This is a genomic window from Prochlorococcus marinus XMU1405, assembly GCF_017696275.1.
GTDB lineage: Bacteria > Cyanobacteriota > Cyanobacteriia > PCC-6307 > Cyanobiaceae > Prochlorococcus_A > Prochlorococcus_A marinus_AB.
This window is the reverse complement of the sequence record NZ_JAAORF010000003.1, coordinates 526,290-547,250: the sequence shown is the minus strand read 5'-3', so window position 1 is coordinate 547,250 and position 20,961 is coordinate 526,290. Positions and strand designations below refer to the sequence as shown.

Genomic DNA, 20,961 nt, shown 5'->3' with positions numbered 1-20,961 from the left:
TTATGTTAGATATCCGACGAATTTCTTCTAGTCGTTGGTGGCATAAAAAGAAAATTTGGATATTCTTTGGAATTTTTTTATTTTTAGCTTTCGTAAGGATTTCCAAAGGATCTTTATATAAAGATTTTTTTTACTTTATTTCCAAGCCTTTTTGGCCTGGTCAATTTCAAAAAGAAATAATTCTAAAGAGCATTGATCAAGAATCTACAATAAAATTGAATCTTTTTAAAAAGGATAATATAAGATTGCGGGAAATTTTATCTCTTCAACAATCATCCAATAAAGACAATATTTCAGCAGCAGTGATTTCCAGAAAAACAGGAGGTTGGTGGAGACAAATAATTTTAAACAAAGGTTCAAAAGATGGAGTGGAAATTGGTAGTACTGTTACTGGCCCAGGTGGATTATTAGGAAGAGTAAATAATACGTCTTTTTTTACTTCTTCGGTAACATTATTAACTTCTCCAGAAAGTAAATTAGGTGTATGGATAGATAGAAGTCAAATTAATGGGCTACTAGTTGGTTCAGGAGATGATCATCCTAGCCTTATACTGTATTCGAAAGATGCTGATATTCAAATAGGAGATTTTGTATCATCTTCTCCTGCTAGTTCTTTATTACCTCCAAATATTCCTATTGGGATTGTCCAATCTATAGATGACATATCTCGATCAAGAAAAACGGCAAAGATTTCACTTTTGGCAAATCCTCATTTAATTGATTGGGTGCAAATTTTAAAAGTAAAAATTTAATGAAGAAATTTTTTACAAAAAATTTATCGATAATAAGCTTTATTTTTATCCCAATTATTTTTTTGTGGCACCCTAATTGGCTTGGATTTTTAGGCGTTCAGCCATATTGGCCGTTATTTTGGTTATTGCCTTGGTCAATGCTTAATGGATCTATTAATGGATTAGTATTTGGTTTATTTATAGGTCTAATTTTAGATTCTTTAACTTTAGATAATAATTTTTCTCAAATACCAGGCTTAATTTTTTGTGGATTTTTGTTTGGGAGAATTAAATTACATAGTGATATGTTGGTGGGACATTTTAGGTATGGTTTAATTTGTATTTTTGGAAGTTTTTTTTGTGGGACTCTTAATCTCTCACAAATTTTGTTAAGAAATTTTTCAGATAGTAATTCTTTAATGTTTATTCCCGGTGTTAAAAATATCTTGGCTGAAGTCTTTTTGACAGGTTTGTTTGCTCCCTTTATTTGCTCCCAACTTTTAAGAATGTTTAAATTTTCAAGAAGAAAATTCTATTGATAAATGCCGTTAAGAAGTTAAAAGTGCTTTTAAGAAGTTATATCTTCAATTTATTTAAAATTTTTGTGAATACCAGAAATATCTCTTTGAGGGTTCTTAATGTTATATTTTTAATTGTTAGAATAAATTTCAATGCAATAATATTTGCTTTGAAATATCTGGAAATTTTTTTTAACTATGTCAAAAGCAAGAATTTTAGTTGTAGATGATGAACCAGCAGTATTGAAGGTATTAGTTACAAGACTTCAACTAGCAGGATATCAAGTTTATTCAGCAACTAATGGTGAAGAAGCTCTTGAATCTTTCCACAGAGATTCACCAGACTTGATAGTTCTTGATGTGATGCTCCCAAAAATGGATGGATTTGCAGTGTGCCGAAGAATTAGGGCTGAATCAGTAGTACCAATTATTTTTTTAACCGCACTAGAGGCAATCTCAGAGAGAGTTGCTGGTTTAGATTTAGGGGCTGATGATTACTTGTCTAAACCATTTAGCCCAAAGGAGTTAGAAGCAAGAATAGCTACTATTTTGAGAAGAATGGGACCTACAGTATCAGTTACAGAAACTAAAGAGGTTCCATCAGGCAAAGGGGTTATGAAATTTGGAACTTTAGTTGTAGATACTAATAGAAGACAAGTCTCCCGTGCAGGAGAAAGAATCAGTTTAACTTATACTGAATTTAGTCTTCTAGAATTATTATTTGACGAGCCTGGTAAAGTTGTTCCTCGAGCGGAAATTTTAGAGCAGTTATGGGGTTACCCTCCTAGGAGAGCTGCAGATTTGAGAGTTGTAGATGTATATGTTGCTAGACTAAGAGGTAAATTGGAGCCGGATCCAAGAAATCCAGAATTAATATTAACTGTTCGAGGTATAGGTTATGCATCTCAGAGAGTAGGTGAAACAGCAACTTCTTTGGCAAGTTGAACCTTAGTCTGATAATTTAATTAAATAAAACAAACATATAAAAATAAATTTTGTCTGAAATCAGAGAAGCGCGCTTACAAAAAGCTAATTTATTAATTCAGAAAGGATTTGCTTCTTACGCAGAAAATTTTAGAATTTCTCATACTTCACAATTTCTTGTTCAAAAGTTTGGTTTTCTAGAAAATGGTGAAGAAGAAGATTTCCGTGTCACTATTGCCGGTAGAGTTTTAGCAAAAAGAGTTATGGGTAAAATAGCTTTTTTTACAATAAGTGATCAAGAAGGTCAGATTCAGCTCTATTTAGATCAAAGGATTATTAATTTAAATTTAGAAAAAGAAAAATTGCTTACTTTTGAAGATATCAAGGAAATAGTAGATATTGGTGATTGGATCGGAGTTTCTGGAACTATTAAAAAAACTAATAAAGGTGAGCTTTCAATAAAAGTAGAAAAATGGGAAATGTTATCCAAATCACTAAAGCCTTTGCCAGACAAATGGCATGGTTTGACTGATATTGAAAAAAGATATAGACAACGTTATTTAGATTTAATAGTAAATCCCCAATCTAAAAATGTCTTTAAAACAAGAGCGAAATGTATAAGTTTTATAAGAAAATGGCTAGATAATAGAAATTTTTTAGAGATAGAGACCCCAATCCTTCAATCTGAAGCTGGTGGTGCTGAAGCAAGACCTTTTATTACTCATCACAATACACTCGATATACCACTTTATCTAAGAATAGCTACAGAATTGCATCTAAAAAGAATGGTTGTTGGAGGATTTGAGAAAGTTTATGAATTGGGAAGAATCTTCCGTAATGAGGGGATAAGTACGAAGCATAATCCTGAATTTACTTCAGTTGAAATTTATCAAGCGTTTTCTAATTATGTCGATATGATGGATTTAACAGAAGAATTGATTAAAGACATAGTATCTGATGCATGTGGCTCATTAATCATAAATTATCAAAATCAGGAAATTGATTTTTCCAAACCTTGGTCCAGAATATCGATGAAAGATATAGTCAAGAAATATACAAGTATTGATTTTGATTCTTTCAGTGGAGACTTTCAAGCAGCAAAACAAGCTGTTAAAAATATAAATGTTGAATTTTCTAATAAAGTCAATTCTATTGGAAGACTTTTAAATGAAGTCTTCGAGCAAAAAGTTGAGCCACAACTTATAGAGCCTACTTTTGTTATAGATTATCCTATTGAAATTTCTCCGTTAGCCAGGCCTCATCTTGATAATAAAGGGATGGTTCAGAGATTCGAATTATTCATTGTTGGCAGAGAGCTAGCAAATGCTTTCAGTGAGTTAATAGATCCAGTAGATCAAAGAGAAAGATTGCAATTACAACAATCTCTCAGAGATGAAGGAGATTTTGAAGCTCACTGTATAGATGAAGATTTTTTGAATGCTCTGGAGATTGGTATGCCTCCTACTGGCGGATTAGGTATAGGCATTGATAGGCTCATAATGTTAATTACTAATAGTTCATCAATAAGAGATGTAATTCCTTTCCCATTGTTAAAACCAGAAATAACTTCGAATAAAAATCAAAAATTACCCTTGAATGAAGTAAAATAGATTAATTGATCCAATACGAAATTTTTTTAAATGAGTGGTGAACGTGTTGGTTTCCGTTTCAAACACGCGGATGCAATAGTAAAAAGAAATCCTCAAGGCCGATCTAGGAGAGGATGGGTTATTGAACCAGTAGAGCAAACTACAAGTAGAGGTACAAAAATGCCTGCGTATAAAATTCGCTGGAGAGATAGTGAGCGTCCAGAAACTGTCCTACAACATATGTTAATCGCAGATCCAGATCCTTCTCCTCCTCCAAATTCAGTAAGTTTGGATTCATAGTTAAAAGAAGTTTGAAATATACTAATTTATCTTTTTAATGCAGAGTTGATTTCCCTATTTATACTTTTTTGTTTTTCAGTTTGTCTTTTGTCGTGCAATTTTTTCCCTTTACCTACTCCAATATTTACTTTTATCCATGAGCCTTTTAAATAAAGAGATAATGGAACAATAGTCATTCCTTTTTTTTCAGTGTTAGATTTTAGTTTTATTATTTCTTTTTTATTTAGTAGTAACTTTCTATTTCTTAATGGATCATGGTTAAAATAAGATCCCACATTTTTATGTGGTGAAATGTGAACATTTAATAATAAAATCTCACCATCTCTGAATGAGCAGTATCCATCTCTAAGATTTGCTTTCCCGTCTCTAATTGACTTTACTTCAGTCCCTAAAAGTTCAATTCCAGCTTCAATTGTCTCTGCTATTTCATACTGAAATTTTGCATATCTATTTTCCGCTAAACGTTTAAAAATAGTTTCTTTTTTGTTATTGATTTGATTTTTTTTTGAATTTTTTGCCATTTTAGTAAAAAAATCTTTCTACTCAGAACAATTCCAATTAACCTTTCATTATGGCAATAATTTCCTCTAATGTAGGCGATAATGACTTTGCTCCTGGTAAAACAGAGCTCAGGCTTGTTGATTCAAAAATTATTCCAGAAGAAAAAATAAAAAATAATATAAATTTAGCTCGACCTGTTAATTTAAAAGAATTTATTGGTCAAGATCATCTTAAGTCTTCTTTAAGAATAGCTATAGATGCTTCAATCTATAGAAAAGAACCTTTGGAGCATATTCTCTTGTATGGACCGCCTGGTTTAGGTAAGACTACCCTAGCATTGTTGATAGCTCATGAAATGAATACAAAATGCAAGATAGCTACTGCTCCAGCATTTGAAAGACCTAGAGACATAGTAGGGCTACTTCTTGGTTTAAAAGAGGGTGAAGTTTTATTTATCGATGAGATACATCGCTTGAATAGGTTAACTGAAGAGTTGTTATATTCTGCAATGGAGGATTTTAGACTAGATTTAACTATGGGAGCTAATAGAGGAGCACGTTGCAGAACTATTAATCTTCCCAAGTTTACTCTGATTGGTGCGACAACTAAATTAGCCTCAATTAGTGCCCCGTTAAGAGATAGATTTGGATTATCTCAGAAACTTGAATTTTATACATATGATGAATTAAAAAAAATAATTGTTAATTACTCCCGATTAATAAACCTGAATATAGATGATGCAGCATCTATTAATTTAGCAAAAATATCTCGAGGGACTCCAAGAATTGCTTTGAGATTTTTAAGAAGAGTTAGAGATTATGCTCAAGTTGTAAAAAAAACGAATTTTATCTCAGTGAATTTAATAAAAAAAGTTTTAAATTCTTATCAAATAGATGAAAAAGGATTGGATTCTCTCGATAGAAAATATTTATCTTTTTTAAATCAAAACAATAGTATTCCAACTGGTCTCGATACAATTGCAGCCGGATTGGGTGATGATTCCTCAATGTTAGAATTTGTAGTTGAACCATATTTAATTCAAATTGGTTTCCTTACGAGAACTCCTAGAGGAAGATTGCTTACTGCTTTAGGGAAAAATTACATTGATTCAAAAAATGATAACTTTTAGAAAATTGAAAGTTTGTTTTGTATTGTTTTTAGTTTTTGTCAATATTTTTTATATTGCTCCATGCTATTCAATATCTTTGAGGAAGGATTTGTTTAAGAATGCATTAGATTTAAGTTCAGGCGGAAAATTTAATCTCGCGTTGCAAGAATGGAATCAATATCTAGAATCTTATCCTGATGATGCGGCAGGTTTGAGTAATAGAGGAAATGTAAGACTTGTTATAGGAGATTTAGAGGGATCAATAGATGACCAGAATAAGGCAATAAGTTTAAATCCTAGTGAAATAGATCCTTACATTAATAGAGGTATAGCAGAGGAAGCATTAGGTCTATGGTCGCAAGCTAAGAAAGATTATTTGTTTGTTATTTCGCAAGATAGTAAAAATTTCTCTGCACTATATAATTTGGCTAATGTTGAAGGCTCTACTTCTCAATGGGAACTAGCTAGAGATTTATTTTCAAAAGCTGCTTTGTATAATCCTGGATTTGCTATGGCAAGATCGAGTTTGGCTCTAGCAAATTACCAGTTGGGAAATATTGATGAATCTGAAAAAGAATTAAAAAAATTAATTAGACGTTATCCAACTTTTGCAGATTCTAGGGCAGCTTTAACAGCTTTGAATTGGTCAAAGGGCGAGTATGGTCAAGCAGAGAGTTATTGGATAGCAGTATCTGAAATAGATCCTAGGTATAGTGATGAAGAATGGTTAATAAAAGTAAGAAGATGGCCTCCAAAGCCAACTAAAGATTTAATGAATTTTATCAATTTAAAGAAAGTAGATGAATAGAGATCAGTTTTTTAAAAAAATTGATTCGTTTAATAGTGAATTAATTAATTTAAGAAGACACATACATGCACACCCGGAATTAAGTGGACTTGAAAATCAAACCGCGATTTTGATAAGTGGTTATTTAAAAAATATTGGTTGGAATGTTACTGAATCTATAGGTAGAACTGGTGTTATAGCAGATTTTGGCCCCCCAGAGAAGGGCATTATAGGCTTAAGAGTAGATATGGATGCTTTACCGATATTCGAGGAAACTAAATTAAGTTTTTCTTCAAAAGTGGATGGTGTTATGCATGCTTGTGGTCATGATTTACATATATCTATTGGTTTGGGGGTAGCAAAAATTTTGAAGGATTTAAAACTTAATTGTGGAATTAGGATCATTTTTCAGCCTGCTGAAGAAATTGCTAGTGGAGCCAGATGGATGATAAATGATGGTGCAACTAATGGTTTAAATTATATTTTGGGAGTCCATGTCTATCCTGATTTATCTGTAGGTACCATTGGGATTAAAGAGGGAAGCTTAACCGCGGCAGCTGGCGAACTTAAAGTAGAGATTAAAGGAAAATCAGGCCATGGTGCTCGACCTCATGAAGGGGTTGATGCTATTTGGGTGGCCTCTAAAGTTATCTCTGGAATTCAAGAATTAATAACAAGGAAGTTAGATCCTTTAGATCCTGTTGTAATAACTTTTGGCAAAATTAATGGTGGAAATGCTTTCAATGTTCTTGCAGAAAAAGTTAATTTAATTGGAACAGTTAGATGCACAAATCTTAAATTATTTAAGAATATTGGTAATTGGCTCAATGAAAATATATGTTCTTTAGCTAATAGTTGTGGAGCTGATGCAAAAATAATTTTTAGAGAAATTACTCCACCAGTAAATAATAATTCTGAAATTAATAGAGTCCTCAGAGATGCGGGAATTAAGGTTTTGGGTCAAAAAAACGTTATCGAATTACAAAAACCATCTTTAGGCGCTGAAGATTTCGCTGAGTTTTTGAATGAGGTTCCTGGAGCTATGTTTAGACTAGGCGTTTCTAGTTCAAATGGATGTGCCCCTCTGCACAGTTCCAAATTTGATCCAGATGAAAGAGCTATTGCTATTGGAATTAAAGTAATAACAGAGTCCATAGTAAAATTAAATAATGAAATAATTAATACATAAGATAAATGAAAATTAGTAAAGGATTGATACTATCTTTTGTTGCTCCTGTAATGATCCTTATATCCGTTATTGGCCTAATATTCAGGGAAAATTCAAAGAAAATTTTTTATTTGCCTATTGGTTTAATGGGGATCTCAATAATTTTTGAGAAAGGTATAAGAAGAAAGTTAGATAGGAAGAATATTTTAAAAAAAATAAAGACTTATCAAAAAGTTAAATAAAATTTTTATTTATTTTTACGTAATATGTGATGACTATTTTTTAGAAAAGAGCTATGAATAAATAAATACTAGGGGTGCTAAGAAATTTAACTTAGCTGAGATCATACCCTTTGAACCTGAATCATTAATCCTGATACAGGGAAGTGGAAATTTGATCGAACTTTAGTTAGAACACTTTTAAAAATTTTATAAATTTATGAGAAGTTCATGGATCAAGCCTCGCATTGGAGGGGAAAATGTTACACAGATGAATTTTGCCAGGAACGGACATATCACTGAAGAAATGGATTTTGTCGCAAAAAAAGAAAATCTTCCGGCTTCTTTAATAATGGAGGAAGTGGCAAGAGGAAGATTAATCATTCCAGCTAATATTAATCATTTGAATCTTGAACCAATGTCAATAGGTATTGCCTCTAGATGCAAAGTTAATGCAAATATTGGTGCTTCCCCTAATGCAAGTGATATTAACGAAGAAGTCGAGAAGCTCAAGCTAGCTGTTAAATACGGTGCTGATACTGTTATGGATCTTTCTACTGGAGGAGTAAATTTAGATGAAGTGAGGAAAGCTATTATTAATGAATCTCCTGTTCCGATAGGTACAGTCCCTGTATACCAAGCTTTAGAAAGTGTACATGGTTCAATAGATAGATTAACTGAAGATGATTTTCTTCATATTATTGACAAACATTGCAAGCAGGGTGTCGATTATCAAACTATTCATGCAGGATTATTAATAGAACATCTACCAAAAGTTAAAGGAAGAATTACTGGGATTGTAAGTAGAGGGGGAGGCATCTTAGCTCAATGGATGTTACATCATTTTAAGCAAAATCCACTGTATACAAGGTTTGATGATATTTGTGAGATCTTTAAAAAATATGATTGTACTTTTTCTTTAGGAGATTCACTTAGACCTGGTTGTTTACATGATGCTTCTGATGATGCTCAGCTAGCTGAATTGAAGACCCTAGGCGAGCTTACTCGAAGAGCATGGGAGCATAATGTTCAAGTAATGGTTGAGGGTCCTGGTCATGTACCTATGGACCAAATTGAATTTAATGTGAGAAAGCAAATGGAGGAGTGTTCAGAAGCACCCTTCTATGTGCTTGGCCCATTAGTAACGGATATATCTCCTGGTTACGATCATATATCAAGTGCTATTGGAGCAGCGATGGCAGGTTGGTACGGGACATCTATGTTGTGTTATGTAACCCCCAAAGAACATCTTGGCCTCCCAAATGCAGAAGATGTAAGAGAAGGATTAATCGCTTATAAAATAGCTGCTCATGCTGCTGACATTGCGAGACATCGAGCTGGAGCTCGTGATAGAGATGATGAACTTAGTCATGCAAGATATAATTTTGATTGGAATAAACAATTCGAACTTTCATTAGATCCAGAAAGAGCAAAGCAATACCATGATGAGACATTACCAGAAGAAATATTTAAAAAGGCCGAGTTTTGCTCTATGTGTGGACCGAAACATTGCCCAATGAATTCAAAAATTTCTGATGAATCTCTTGATCAACTTCAAGATAAGCTTAAGGAATGTAATACTTCAGTTTAGTTATCAATATACTTATAGAATTTCTTTCGTCTTATTAACAACGTTTTCAACTGTAAATCCAAAATTTTTCATACATTCTCCACCTGGTGCTGATGCACCAAATCTATCCATAGTAATACAAATCCCTTCAAAACCTGTATATTTGTGCCAACCAAATGAATGTGCAGCTTCTACTACAACTCTCTTGGTTACATTACTAGGTAAAACACTTTCTTTGTAAGATTCTTCTTGTTCTTCGAAAAGTTCTACGCAAGGCATAGAGACAACTCTAGTTTTTTTACCTAAGTTTGAGATCTCTTTACTTGCTTCAATGCAAAGATTTAGTTCACTTCCAGTCCCAATAAATATTAAATCGGGTGTTCCTTCGCAATCAGAAACTATATATCCTCCTAATGCCACTTTTTCTATCGAGGTATTTTCTTGATTAGGCATACCTTGTCTACTTAAACAAAGGGCAGAAGGTCTTTTTCGATTTTCGATAGCAAGCTTATAAGCTCCACTGGTCTCATTCCCATCTCCTGGTCTAAAAACTAGCATATTAGGCATGGCACGAAGAGAAGGGATAGTTTCAATAGGTTGATGAGTTGGACCATCTTCTCCTACACCAATTGAATCATGAGTTAGTACATAGATAACTCCTAATTCGCTAAGTGCTGAGAGCCTCATGGAACCTCTCATATAATCGGCGAAAACAAGGAAGGTTCCCCCATAAGGAATAAGACCGCTATTGTGGTATGCGATACCATTAAGTACTGCTGCCATGGCATGTTCTCGTACGCCAAAATGTAAATATCTTTTTTCAGGGCTATGAGACTGGAATGATCCAGTTTCTCCTTTGATATCTGTGTAGTTAGAATGAGTTAAATCTGCTGATCCACCAATTAATTCAGGCAAGTTAGGGCCAAGAGCACCTAAACATATTTGCGAATGCTTTCTGGTGGCTAAACCTTTATCATCAGGCGTATAAGAGGGTAGATCTGAGTCCCAACTCTCAGGTAATTGGCCCTTTAACATTCTGCTTAACTCTGATCCTTCAGAGGGATATTTTTTTTGATATTCTTCAAATCTAGAATTCCAATCTCTCTCTAAGTTTTCGCCTTTGTTTATTGATTGTCTAAAATGCTTGTACACTTCATCTGGTATTTCAAAGGGAGGATATTCCCAATTCAAAAACTCTCTTGTTAATATTGCTTCCTCTTCTCCAACTGCTGCCCCATGTATTCCAGCTGTATCTGATTTATTAGGAGAACCATACCCGATGGTCGTAGAAATTTTGATTATTGAGGGCTTGTCAGTAATCAATTTTGCTTTTTCAATAGCTTCAGTGATTCCTTTAATATCATGATTTCCATCTTCAACATGTTGAACATGCCATCCATAAGCTTCATATCTTTTTAAAACGTCTTCGGTGAAGGAAACATCAGTTCTCCCATCAATTGTAATTTGATTATCGTCATAAAGAGCAATTAATTTTCCAAGCTTAAGATGGCCAGCTAATGAACAAGCCTCTGATGCGATACCTTCTTGATTGCAACCGTCACCCATAATGACGTATGTATAATGATCCACGATATTGCAATCAGGCTTATTAAATTTAGCTGCTAAGTGAGTTTCAGCTATTGCTAAACCAACTGCATTAGAAATTCCTGCTCCTAGAGGCCCTGCTGTAACTTCAACTCCTTCAGTTTCAAATGTTTCTGGATGACCTGGAGTTTTGGATCCCCATTGTCTAAATTCTTTAATATCTTCTATTGAAACTGATTTATATCCTGTCAGATGAAGCAAAGAATATAACAACATACAGCCATGACCAGCTGACAATACAAAACGATCTCTGTTAAACCATTTTGGATTGTTTGGATTGTGATTGAGTATGTTTTGCCATAGTGCATAACCCATAGGAGCACATCCCATTGGTAAACCAGGATGGCCACTATTAGATTTATTTACTGCATCTACAGCAAGCATTCTTATACTATTTACACAAAGTGATTCTAATGAAACAGATGCAGCGACCATTGTTTTTAAATTAGGTAAGTTGGAAATACAGAATTGGTTGTCATCAATTCATTTTGCTGAAAGCAAGGCAAACATTATGACCACCAAAGCCGAAGGAATTAGAAAGAGCGACTCCTAATTGAGCTTCTCTTGCATTATTTGGTACATAATCAAGATCGCAATCAGGATCTGGATTGACGTAGTTAATTGTAGGAGGGATAAAATTATGTGTCAAAGAAAGTATACAAGCTACAGCTTCTATACCTCCTGAACCTCCTAAGAGATGACCAGTCATCGACTTAGTAGAGCTTACAGGAATAAGGTAAGATCTGTCTTTAAATATTGATTTAATTGCAGAAGTTTCATTTTTGTCATTGGCTGATGTACTCGTTCCATGAGCATTTATGTAATCAACTTTTTCAAGGCTGAGAGAGGCGTCTTCAATTGCTAGTTTTATAGCTTCAGCTCCTCCAACGCCGCCTGGAGATGGAGCAGTAATGTGATGAGCATCACATGTTGTGCCATATCCAATTATTTCTGCATAAATTCTTGCATTTCTTTTTTGTGCATTTTCTAAAGTTTCTAAAACAAGAATTCCAGATCCCTCTCCTATAACAAAGCCATCTCTTTCTGCATCAAAAGGTCTGCTAGCAGTTTGGGGACTTTCATTTCTAAAAGAAAGAGCTTTGGCACTAGCAAAACCAGCTACGCCGAGAGGAGTAATACTTGCTTCAGCTCCTCCACAGATCATTGCATCTGCCTTTCCAAGTTGAAGTAATCTAAAAGAATCACCAATTGCATTTGAACCGGCAGCACAGGCGGTTGAAACAGAGGAACTTGGTCCTTTTGCACCCAAAGCAATAGCAGCTAATCCAGTTGCCATGTTTGGAATCATCATTGGGACTGTAAATGGACTTACTCTTCTAGGTCCTTTATTACTGAGCATTTGAGCTTGACTTTCCATAGTTAGTAAGCCTCCAACACCTGAGCCAATAATTACTCCAATTCTTGATGAATTAGATTCAGTAATTTCAAGTCCAGAATCACTAAAGGCTTGCTTTGCAGCAATAACTCCAAACTGGGAAAAACGATCCCATCTTTTGGATTCTTTAGCTTCAATAAAATTTTCAGATTGAAGATTTTTAACTTCTGCTGCAAATTTGCAAGGATGGTGTTCGGGATTAAAGAGAGTAATATCTGAAACCCCATTAGTACCTTTTTGAAGACTGACTAAATATTCATCAATGTTATTACCAATTGGAGTTACGGCTCCAATACCTGTAATAACTACTCGATGGAAATTTGGCATCCTTTACTAACCTTTTTTTTCTTCGATGAATTTTACTGCATCGCCAACAGTTGCGATTCCTTCAGCTGCTTCATCAGGTATTTCAATATCAAATGCTTCTTCAAGAGCCATGACTAATTCAACGGTATCAAGAGAATCAGCACCCAAATCATTTTGGAAATTTGAATCTGATTTGACTTCTCCTGCTTCAACACTTAATTGTTCTGAAACAATAGAACAAACTTTTTCTAGGATTTCTTGTGACATAGTTTATGGAAATTACTAATTATCTATATGATTTTATGCCCTAGAGTTAACAAGAGTGAAGCATATCTTAATTTTTTTAATTTCTTTGTAAGACAATAGTATTATAAAACGAGGTTCAAAAGACAATTTTTACATGTCACACGCAGTTAAAATTTATGACACTTGCATTGGATGTACCCAATGCGTAAGGGCTTGCCCACTTGATGTTTTAGAGATGGTTCCATGGGATGGCTGTAAAGCTGGCCAAATTGCCTCATCTCCAAGAACTGAAGATTGCGTAGGTTGCAAAAGATGCGAAACGGCATGTCCGACAGACTTCTTAAGTATTCGCGTTTATTTAGGAGATGAAACTTCTAGGAGCATGGGTTTAGCATATTAACTGATATAGTGCAGTTTTAAGAGAGTCCATGTTTTAAAAATACTTATTTTTTTTCAAATATAATTGAAAAAAAATCATCGTATGTGTGGAATAGTTGCTGTAACTGGTTATAAAAAAGCTTTACCATTATTAATTAATGGCTTAGAAAAACTCGAATATAGAGGATATGATTCAGCAGGTATTGCAATAATCAATTCTGAAACTAATTCTATTACTTGTAACAAAGCAGAGGGAAAACTTAAGAACTTAATAAATAATCTTAACGATGATAATATTCCAGGAACTGTGGGTATAGGTCATACTAGATGGGCAACTCATGGAAAACCTGAGGTTAAAAATGCCCATCCTCATATCGATAGTTCAGGAACAATAGCGGTTGTTCAAAATGGGATTATTGAAAATTTCCAAGACTTAAAAAATAAATTAGAAAAAGAGGGTATTATTTTCAATTCTGATACGGATACAGAGGTAATTCCTCATCTAATTAAAAGAGAATTAAATACTTTAAGTAAACTTAACCTTGAGAATAATGGCTCAACATTATTAGTTGCTGTGAGAAATGTAATATCTGACTTAGAAGGGTCTTATGCCCTAGCCGTTTTATGGTCTGATGCTCCAACATCTCTGGTAGTTGCAAGAAGACAAGCACCTTTGATTATTGGTTTGGGAGAAGGAGAATTTATTTGTGCAAGTGATACTCCAGCTATTGCAAATTTTACAAATATTATTTTACCTATGGAGGATGAAGAAATAGCTTTGTTGACTCCCCTTGGAATAGAAATATATGACACAAACAATGAGAGACAATATCGAAATCCAGTTTCTCTAAAAGTCTCAGAACAAATAATGGATAAGAAGAAATTTAAACATTACATGTTGAAAGAGATATATGATCAGCCACAGACTGCAAAAAACTGGTTGGAAAATTACTTAATTCAAAAATTAGAAGATGGCCAATATCAAATTAATTATCCTTTTGATACAAAGTTTTTTGAATCAATTGAAAGAATTGAAATTATTGCTTGTGGTACAAGCAAACATGCTGCAATGGTGGGTAGCTATTTGTTAGAACAATTTTCAGGTATCCCCACAAACGTCTTTTATGCAAGTGAATTTCGATATTCACCACCTCCACTACTCCCAAACACATTAACTATTGGAGTCACTCAGTCTGGAGAAACTGCTGATACAATTGCAGCTATCGATATGGAAATTAAAAGAAGGTCTTCGATTGAAGATAAAAATTTTAAGCCTAACCTTATTGCAATAACAAATAGAAAAGAGAGCTCCATAGGAAGGCAGGTTCAAAATATAATTGATATTTCTGCAGGGATAGAAGTGGGAGTTGCAGCAACAAAAACTTTTTTTGCTCAATTACTTTCTTTTTATGGATTAGCGATAAAATTTGCAGAAATTAAAGCTAGTCAAAGCTCAGATGAAATCAATAAATTAATAACTGAACTTATAAAATTGCCTCCATTAATAGAGGATCTTTTAGAGCAACATAATGAATCTTCAGAAAAGCTAGCCCATGATTTTTTCAATATTAAAGATGTTATCTTTTTAGGAAGAGGTATAAATTATCCTATTGCTCTTGAAGGCGCTTTAAAACTCAAAGAAATTAGTTACATACATGCAGCTGGATATCCAGCTGGTGAAATGAAACATGGTCCAATCGCTTTGTTAGATAAAAAAGTGCCTGTAATTTCTATTGCCTCACCCGGTGAAGTCTTTGATAAAGTTATTAGTAATGCCCAAGAAGCAAAAGCTAGAGATTCTTATTTAATTGGAATTGCTCCTGAATGTAATGGAACTGAAATTTTTGATTATTTAATGAAAGTTCCTGCCTCTAATGAATGGATTTCACCTTTACTTAACATAATACCTTTGCAATTATTGAGTTACCATATTGCAGCTCATAGAGGACTTGACGTGGATCAACCAAGAAACTTAGCTAAAAGTGTAACTGTGGAATGATTAGTTTCTTAAAAATTTTTTTAAATTTAAAGCTCTAAAAGTCCATTTGGAGGATTGATGATTAGAAAATTATTTTTTATATCAACTAAAGGTACTATCTCCTTTACGAATGGTATTAGAACTTGTTTTTGATTTTTCAATAATTCAATAACGAGTAAATTATTTTTTTCATTTTCTAAATTAATAACTTTCCCAATTATTTTTAATTCATCATTTTCTAAAATTTTGACCTCCAGATCTATAAGTTCCAATAAATGGAATTCTTCTTTTTTTAGTCTAGGTAGTTTATTAGTTTTTACAAGAATTTTAAATTTCTTAAGTTCCTCTGCATGATTTCTAGTATTTACTCCTTGGAGCTTAACAATAAAAGTTTCTTTACCAGGCTGTTTGAAACCAGATATAAGTCCTATTTTTACAGGAGGTTCATTTTCTTTTTGCAACCATCTTATTCCTGGTTTTGAAAATCTTTCTTCAAAATCGCTTAAGGATTTAACCTTTACCTGTCCATTAATTCCATGACATGATGTTATAAATCCAACAATCAACCATTCATTTTCCATTTATTATATATTGTATTAGAAAGAGTATTTTATGGAATTGTCTACTAAACCAATACTCCCCGGTTCTTTTGTTGTTGTGAAAGACATTAACTCTATATACAGAGGATATAAAGGGTTTGTGCAAAGAGTTACAAAAAAAAAAGCAGCTGTTCTCTTTGAAGGAGGTAACTGGGATAAACTCATAACTTTTCAGCTAACTAATTTAGAAATAGTATAAAAATTAGATTTTACCTATAGAAATAAATTTTTCTATCAAAACTCTAGCTGCATTTGTTTCTGCTTGTTTATGCGACTTGCCATATGCAGATGATTCTTTAAATCCTTCGATAAATATATCGCAAGAAAACCTTTTGGAGTCTCCATTTTTCTTTGAAACTTCGATTATTTTATAAACTGGTAAATTAAAACCTTTACTTTGACACCACTCTTGCAATACTGTCTTAGATTTGAATTTATATGGAGCTTTTAAAAATATTTCTGAATCTTCCTCCCAAATATCATCTAACCAAAGATTTATTTCCTGAATTGAATTAAAGCACTTGTAAACGGCACCAATTAAAGCTTCTGTAGCTTCACTAATAATTGTACATTTTGAATTTTCGTCATTAAGAGCTTTTGGTCCTTTAATTATTAATTTCTCTATATCAATTTTTTCTCCTAATTTAGTTAACCATTCATCACTAACAATTTGTGCTCTTAGCTCTGATCTTTCTCCGACACTCAATTGAGGATATTTTTTTTCAATAAAATTCGAAGCAGCTAATCTGAGTACTGCATCTCCGAAAAATTCTAGTTTTTCGTAATTTATTATTTTGTCTGCTGAGGAATGGATAAATGCTTGATTAAAATCTTGAATCACTGAAATATTTTGTGTTTTAATTAGATGAGAAAATCTTTTTGATTTAACATTTAAAGACTCTAAAAAAGTAGTTATTTGATTTAATCTCTTTGCATTAATTATATTTGTCATCTGATAAAAGTAATCACAATAATTAAAAAGCAGGTCATAAGCCGGGTTCTGTTCATCTTAATTAAGATGGGCAATCATCTATCTAGGACTAGAATTACTTCACAGTCTCAAGCGGCACTTAAAAGTAGATTTTTTAATGGTCATAAATCCACTAAGCCTTGCTCCCAGCCGGGGTTTACCTAGCCAACACTTCTCAATGTTGCTGGTGCGCTCTTACCGCACCCTTGCACCCTTGCCATACAAAAAGTATTAGGCGGTATGTTTCTGTGGCACTATCCTCACGGTTACCCGCACTGGGAATTACCCAGCAAGCCTGACCATGTGGGAGCCCGGACTTTCCTCAAGAAAGTTTTATTTTGGAAACAAAATAAAACTTTCTTGCGATTGCCTCTCCTGCTTTCATTTAGCATAATGCTTAATACGCCAAAAATCATCTATTGGGGCTGTAGCTCAGCAGGATAGAGCAACGGTTTCCTAAACCGTAGGTCGTGGGTTCGACTCCCGCCAGTCCCGTAAAAGTAAAAAACTATATGTAGTATGTGTGCAAATATGCTACTCTCTAGCTAGCGTATAGTTAGTAATAAATCTTTTATGGCTAAGTTGCATGATATGCGTTTAAAACTCTTAATTCAACAAGAGCATGAACGCATTTCTAAATCCCAACCTAATGATTTGGATCTGTCAATAGTTCAAGCAAGATGCCTTTGCTGGCTTGCTTTATTAGCGGAAGCTCATGAAGATCAAGCAAATGACGCTGAAAAAAGAGGAGATGCTGAGCAAGCAATGGGATGGTTCGCAGATTCTATGAGGCTGAGAGATGTCATAAATTTGGTTACAAGTATTGAGATACCTTTGCCAGACAGTCCAGATTCACTTGATGAAAATGACGAATTATTGGATGGTCCTACAATTTTGCCCAAATAGTGAGATGATATAAAAAGAGTTTTATTTTCTTTTGGCTGAAGAACCATGTCAATGCTCTGATTGTCAGAGATTTTACAAAGAGCATGATCGTCTCATCAGAGAATTCCCTACTTTTAAGCAGCAACAAGAATTAAATTGGGCATCTATTCAATCGTTCAGAACTCTTTGTACTAAGGTTACTGATGAGTTGCAGAGAGAATTATCTGAAAGAGAATCTAATGAAAATATCACTCCTGATGTAAAGCATATTTCTGATATAGAAATTTCTGAAGCTTTAGAGGAGCTTGAAAGTGTTAATGCTTATTTATATTCTATTGAAGCATTAATGGAAAGGATATTTGATACAAAAATTTCAAAAAATTTTGAATCAAAATTTAAAGAGGTTGCAAACGAATTAGCTCCAGACCCATTAAATATGGATCGATTAATTTTGAATAGATTATTTCATCAAACTCCAGATTCACCAGATAAGAAAAATTTTAATTAGTTAATTCTTCGACGTCGCAAGTAATTTCAACTGGCATTGGAGAAACTTTCCAAATAGATTTACAATACTCTCTGATAGATCTATCTGAGGAAAAATAACCTGATCTGGCTGTATTTAATAATGCCATTTTATTCCAGGATTTTTTATTATTCCAGCATTTACTGACCACATCCTGTTTATTTAAGTAGTCTTCAAAGTCAGCCATAACAAAAAATGGGTCATGTCCAGTCAAACTATTTAATAAAGGTTTAAATAATTCTTTATCTCCATTGCTAAAGTGCCCAATTTCAATTAGGCGTATAACCTCTTTAAGCTCAGGAGATTGTTCAATAAAAGTTTTGGGAGAGTAATTATTATTTTTTAAATCCATAATTTCGCTTTCAGTCTTACCAAAAAGAAAGAAATTCTCTTTTTTCACAAGATCTCTTAATTCCACATTAGCCCCATCTAAGGTTCCAATCGTTAATGCTCCATTCATGGCAAACTTCATATTTCCAGTTCCAGAAGCTTCTTTCCCAGCAGTTGAAATTTGTTCTGAGAGATCCGTTGCTGGATATACTATTTCACCAAGTTTAACGTTATAGTCTGGTAGAAAAACAACTCTTAATAAACCATCCATATCTGGATCAGAATTTACTACATCAGCAATACCATTAATAAATCTAATCATGAGCTTTGCCATAAAGTAACCTGGTGCAGCTTTACCTCCGAATATTATTGTTCTTGGAACTTCGTACTTGTTAGTACCATTTTTGATTCTTAAATATTGAGCAATAATTTGTAAGGCATTTAAATGTTGTCTTTTATATTGATGAATTCTTTTTACCTGAACATCAAATAAACTTGATGGATCTACAAGTATGCCAGTTTTTGAATGGATAAAACTAGATAATTTTCTTTTACCATTTAGTTTAGTTTCCTCAAATTTTTGTAAAAAATTGTCGTCGTCTTTTTTTTCTTCTAACTTCTTGAGAAGTTCCATATTTGTTATCCAATTTGGACCAACTTCTTCTTCTAGAAGATTAGATAATGATGGATTAGATAGGGCAACCCATCTCCTTGGAGTAACTCCATTAGTAACATTTGTAAATTTTTCAGGCCATAGAGCTGCGAATTCAGGAAGAAGTTGTCTTTTGATTAGATCCGAGTGAAGAGCTGCAACTCCATTAATATGATGGGCTCCAATTGTAGCTAAATGAGCCATCCGAACTGATTTCGAGCCTTCTTCATCAATTATTGATAATTTTTGAAGAATCTTGTCATCTCCAGGATAACGGAGCCTTAATTGTTGAAGAAATCTCCAATTGATTTCATAAATAATTTCAAGATGGCGGGGAAGAAGATCATTAAATAAACCTAAATCCCATTTCTCTAAAGCTTCTGGAAGTAATGTGTGATTGGTATAAGCAACTGAAGAGGTTGTTATGTTCCAAGCTTTATCCCAACCTATTTGATATTGGTCAATAAGAAGTCTCATTAATTCCGCAACTGCAATAGCAGGATGCGTATCATTTAATTGAACTGTCCAGTGTTTGGGGAATTCTGTTATTGGTATTGATCTTTTTTCAAGGCTTCTCAACATATCCTGTAGAGAACAACTTACAAAAAAGTGTTGTTGTTTAAGTCTTAATCTTCTACCTTCGTCAGTTCCATCATTTGGATATAGAACTTTTGAGAGAGTTTCAGATGCAACTTTTTCTTCAACTGCACCATAATAATCACCAATATTGAATGCATAAAAGTCAAAACTTTCTGTTGCATCAGCTCTCCATAATCTCAATCTGTCACATGTATTGACTCTATATCCTAAAACTGGAACATCATGAGGTACTCCAATAGCATGTTCTGAAGGGATCCATCTTGATCTGTAATTTCCTTTATCATCCCTATAACTCTCAGTTCTACCTCCAAAACCAACGAAACATGATTCGTCCGGTTGTGGAAGTTCCCATGGCCATCCACCTTTTAACCATTTATCAGTTACTTCAACTTGCCAGCCGTCTCTAATTAACTGATTAAATATACCAAATTCATATCGAATACCATAACCAACTGCTGGAACTTGAAGAGATGCTAATGATTCCATATAACAAGCTGCAAGTCTGCCAAGTCCACCATTACCTAATCCAGGCTCCTCTTCAACTTCAAGAATTGTTGACAATGATTCAATCCCAAATCTTTTTAAAGCATCTTCTGCCTCATGAGTTATTCCAAGATTGAGAAGATTGTTACTTAATTGAGGACCTATTAAAAATTCTGCTGATAAGTATGCGACTGTTTTTTGAGGCTTTTTTCTTATAACTTCTTGGCTGGCTAAATATCTTGTCATTAGCCTATCTTTTACTGCATAACTTAAAGCCATGTACAGGTCGTGCGGACTTGCGGAAGTAGCTAACTTTCCTAGAGTATAAAAAAGATGGGCTGTCATTCCTTGGAAAACAGCATCAGAATCCATTCCAGCTTTCTCAGGATCTAAGTAACAGCCTGGGGTAGGCAAACGTAGATCGAAGGGTTTGTTGGTGTTCATTGGATTAGCCATATATTAGACAATAGCCATTTTTTTAAAAATTTCTTTGTTGTAACTTCAGATCCACACTTGTTGAGTATTTTTGCTTTTTTCTTACATATTTCTTAAAGTGGGCCCTCAATAAACTATCTTCCAATTAGGTAGTTTAT

General features: G+C 33.7%; 22 protein-coding genes, 1 tRNA gene and 1 other RNA gene. 16 read left to right on the top strand and 8 right to left on the bottom strand.

All coding sequences use genetic code 11. The features are described 5' to 3' along the window. The first annotated feature begins 2 nt into the window (after positions 1-2). The 5 genes from mreC to HA148_RS09035 all read left to right on the top strand — a co-directional run bounded on the left by mreC (position 3) and on the right by HA148_RS09035 (position 4,062). Entirely contained in the window at positions 3-752 is a 750-nt protein-coding gene (gene mreC / locus HA148_RS09055) for a rod shape-determining protein MreC (RefSeq protein WP_209132039.1), read from the top strand. Further along, positions 752-1,270 carry a hypothetical protein gene (locus tag HA148_RS09050; RefSeq protein WP_209132038.1) on the top strand — a complete coding sequence of 173 codons (519 nt, stop codon included), beginning with the start codon at positions 752-754 and terminating at the stop codon, positions 1,268-1,270. The genes mreC and HA148_RS09050 overlap by 1 nt, the downstream gene beginning before the upstream one ends. A 177-nt stretch (positions 1,271-1,447) precedes the next feature. Then, entirely contained in the window at positions 1,448-2,194 is a 747-nt protein-coding gene (gene rpaB / locus HA148_RS09045; RefSeq protein WP_209132037.1) for a response regulator transcription factor RpaB, read from the top strand. 50 nt (positions 2,195-2,244) lie between these two features. Next, positions 2,245-3,783, top strand: a complete 1,539-nt coding sequence (gene lysS / locus HA148_RS09040; RefSeq protein ID WP_209132035.1) for a lysine--tRNA ligase — start codon at positions 2,245-2,247, stop codon at positions 3,781-3,783. 30 nt (positions 3,784-3,813) lie between these two features. Then, a complete protein-coding gene (locus HA148_RS09035) occupies positions 3,814-4,062 on the top strand; it encodes a hypothetical protein (protein WP_209132033.1) in 249 nt (82 codons plus the stop codon). 26 nt (positions 4,063-4,088) lie between these two features. Here the strand turns inward: HA148_RS09035 and smpB are convergent, their stop codons facing one another. Beyond that, the gene (gene smpB / locus HA148_RS09030; protein WP_209132031.1) at positions 4,089-4,583 is read right to left on the bottom strand and encodes an SsrA-binding protein SmpB; all 495 of its coding nucleotides are present in this window, start codon (positions 4,581-4,583) and stop codon (positions 4,089-4,091) included. Between the two features lie 50 nt (positions 4,584-4,633). Here smpB and ruvB point away from each other — a divergent pair, with 50 nt between their 5' ends. The 5 genes from ruvB to thiC all read left to right on the top strand — a co-directional run bounded on the left by ruvB (position 4,634) and on the right by thiC (position 9,435). Continuing rightward, positions 4,634-5,692 carry a Holliday junction branch migration DNA helicase RuvB gene (ruvB, locus tag HA148_RS09025; protein ID WP_209132028.1) on the top strand — a complete coding sequence of 353 codons (1,059 nt, stop codon included), beginning with the start codon at positions 4,634-4,636 and terminating at the stop codon, positions 5,690-5,692. Next, positions 5,679-6,479, top strand: a complete 801-nt coding sequence (locus tag HA148_RS09020) for a tetratricopeptide repeat protein (RefSeq protein ID WP_209132026.1) — start codon at positions 5,679-5,681, stop codon at positions 6,477-6,479. The genes ruvB and HA148_RS09020 overlap by 14 nt, the downstream gene beginning before the upstream one ends. Next, complete coding sequence (locus HA148_RS09015; protein ID WP_209132024.1) at positions 6,472-7,647, top strand: amidohydrolase; 1,176 nt, start codon at positions 6,472-6,474, stop codon at positions 7,645-7,647. Before HA148_RS09020 ends, HA148_RS09015 begins: the two co-directional genes overlap by 8 nt. Positions 7,648-7,652: 5 nt before the next feature. Continuing rightward, positions 7,653-7,868: a DUF3188 domain-containing protein gene (locus tag HA148_RS09010; RefSeq protein WP_209132022.1), complete on the top strand. Its 216-nt coding sequence runs from the start codon at positions 7,653-7,655 to the stop codon at positions 7,866-7,868. Positions 7,869-8,064: 196 nt separating this feature from the next. After that, on the top strand, positions 8,065-9,435 hold the full coding sequence (thiC, locus tag HA148_RS09005; protein ID WP_209132019.1) for a phosphomethylpyrimidine synthase ThiC: 1,371 nt from the start codon (positions 8,065-8,067) through the stop codon (positions 9,433-9,435). A gap of 12 nt (positions 9,436-9,447) precedes the next feature. On the opposite strand, the gene tkt is transcribed toward thiC, so the two are convergent. Genes tkt through acpP form a run of 3 tightly spaced genes read right to left on the bottom strand, consistent with a single transcriptional unit; the run spans position 9,448 to position 12,988 of the window. Continuing rightward, entirely contained in the window at positions 9,448-11,454 is a 2,007-nt protein-coding gene (gene tkt, locus HA148_RS09000) for a transketolase (protein WP_209132017.1), read from the bottom strand. 43 nt (positions 11,455-11,497) lie between these two features. Further along, on the bottom strand, positions 11,498-12,742 hold the full coding sequence (fabF, locus tag HA148_RS08995) for a beta-ketoacyl-ACP synthase II (protein WP_209132015.1): 1,245 nt from the start codon (positions 12,740-12,742) through the stop codon (positions 11,498-11,500). 6 nt (positions 12,743-12,748) lie between these two features. Then, positions 12,749-12,988 carry an acyl carrier protein gene (acpP, locus tag HA148_RS08990; RefSeq protein WP_002808065.1) on the bottom strand — a complete coding sequence of 80 codons (240 nt, stop codon included), beginning with the start codon at positions 12,986-12,988 and terminating at the stop codon, positions 12,749-12,751. A gap of 133 nt (positions 12,989-13,121) precedes the next feature. Between acpP and psaC the strand changes: the two genes are divergently transcribed. Both psaC and glmS read left to right on the top strand, forming a co-directional pair. Next, positions 13,122-13,367: a photosystem I iron-sulfur center protein PsaC gene (gene psaC / locus HA148_RS08985; protein ID WP_007099573.1), complete on the top strand. Its 246-nt coding sequence runs from the start codon at positions 13,122-13,124 to the stop codon at positions 13,365-13,367. Between the two features lie 81 nt (positions 13,368-13,448). Continuing rightward, positions 13,449-15,344 (top strand): glutamine--fructose-6-phosphate transaminase (isomerizing), encoded by a 1,896-nt coding sequence (glmS, locus tag HA148_RS08980; protein WP_209132225.1) that lies wholly within the window; start codon positions 13,449-13,451, stop codon positions 15,342-15,344. Between the two features lie 26 nt (positions 15,345-15,370). Here glmS and rimM read toward each other — a convergent pair whose 3' ends face one another. Beyond that, positions 15,371-15,904: a ribosome maturation factor RimM gene (gene rimM / locus HA148_RS08975; RefSeq protein ID WP_209132013.1), complete on the bottom strand. Its 534-nt coding sequence runs from the start codon at positions 15,902-15,904 to the stop codon at positions 15,371-15,373. A 31-nt stretch (positions 15,905-15,935) separates the two neighbouring features. Here rimM and HA148_RS08970 point away from each other — a divergent pair, with 31 nt between their 5' ends. After that, positions 15,936-16,121, top strand: coding sequence for an NAD(P)H dehydrogenase subunit NdhS (locus tag HA148_RS08970; protein ID WP_209132011.1), 186 nt, complete (start codon positions 15,936-15,938; stop codon positions 16,119-16,121). A gap of 3 nt (positions 16,122-16,124) precedes the next feature. Here the strand turns inward: HA148_RS08970 and HA148_RS08965 are convergent, their stop codons facing one another. Both HA148_RS08965 and rnpB read right to left on the bottom strand, forming a co-directional pair. Next, positions 16,125-16,874 (bottom strand): ribonuclease III family protein, encoded by a 750-nt coding sequence (locus HA148_RS08965; protein WP_209132009.1) that lies wholly within the window; start codon positions 16,872-16,874, stop codon positions 16,125-16,127. Between the two features lie 22 nt (positions 16,875-16,896). Continuing rightward, an RNA gene (gene rnpB / locus HA148_RS08960) (RNase P RNA component class A) lies at positions 16,897-17,274 on the bottom strand. A 39-nt stretch (positions 17,275-17,313) separates the two neighbouring features. Between rnpB and HA148_RS08955 the strand changes: the two genes are divergently transcribed. From HA148_RS08955 to HA148_RS08945, 3 genes are all read left to right on the top strand, one after another. Next, positions 17,314-17,387: transfer RNA gene (locus HA148_RS08955), tRNA-Arg, on the top strand. Between the two features lie 78 nt (positions 17,388-17,465). Then, complete coding sequence (locus tag HA148_RS08950; protein WP_011377237.1) at positions 17,466-17,798, top strand: hypothetical protein; 333 nt, start codon at positions 17,466-17,468, stop codon at positions 17,796-17,798. Between the two features lie 31 nt (positions 17,799-17,829). Continuing rightward, positions 17,830-18,285 carry a hypothetical protein gene (locus HA148_RS08945; protein WP_209132008.1) on the top strand — a complete coding sequence of 152 codons (456 nt, stop codon included), beginning with the start codon at positions 17,830-17,832 and terminating at the stop codon, positions 18,283-18,285. Here the strand turns inward: HA148_RS08945 and HA148_RS08940 are convergent. Beyond that, positions 18,278-20,824, bottom strand: a complete 2,547-nt coding sequence (locus tag HA148_RS08940; protein ID WP_209132007.1) for a glycogen/starch/alpha-glucan phosphorylase — start codon at positions 20,822-20,824, stop codon at positions 18,278-18,280. The two genes, HA148_RS08945 and HA148_RS08940, sit on opposite strands and share 8 nt — an antisense overlap. Between the last annotated feature and the right edge of the window lie 137 nt (positions 20,825-20,961).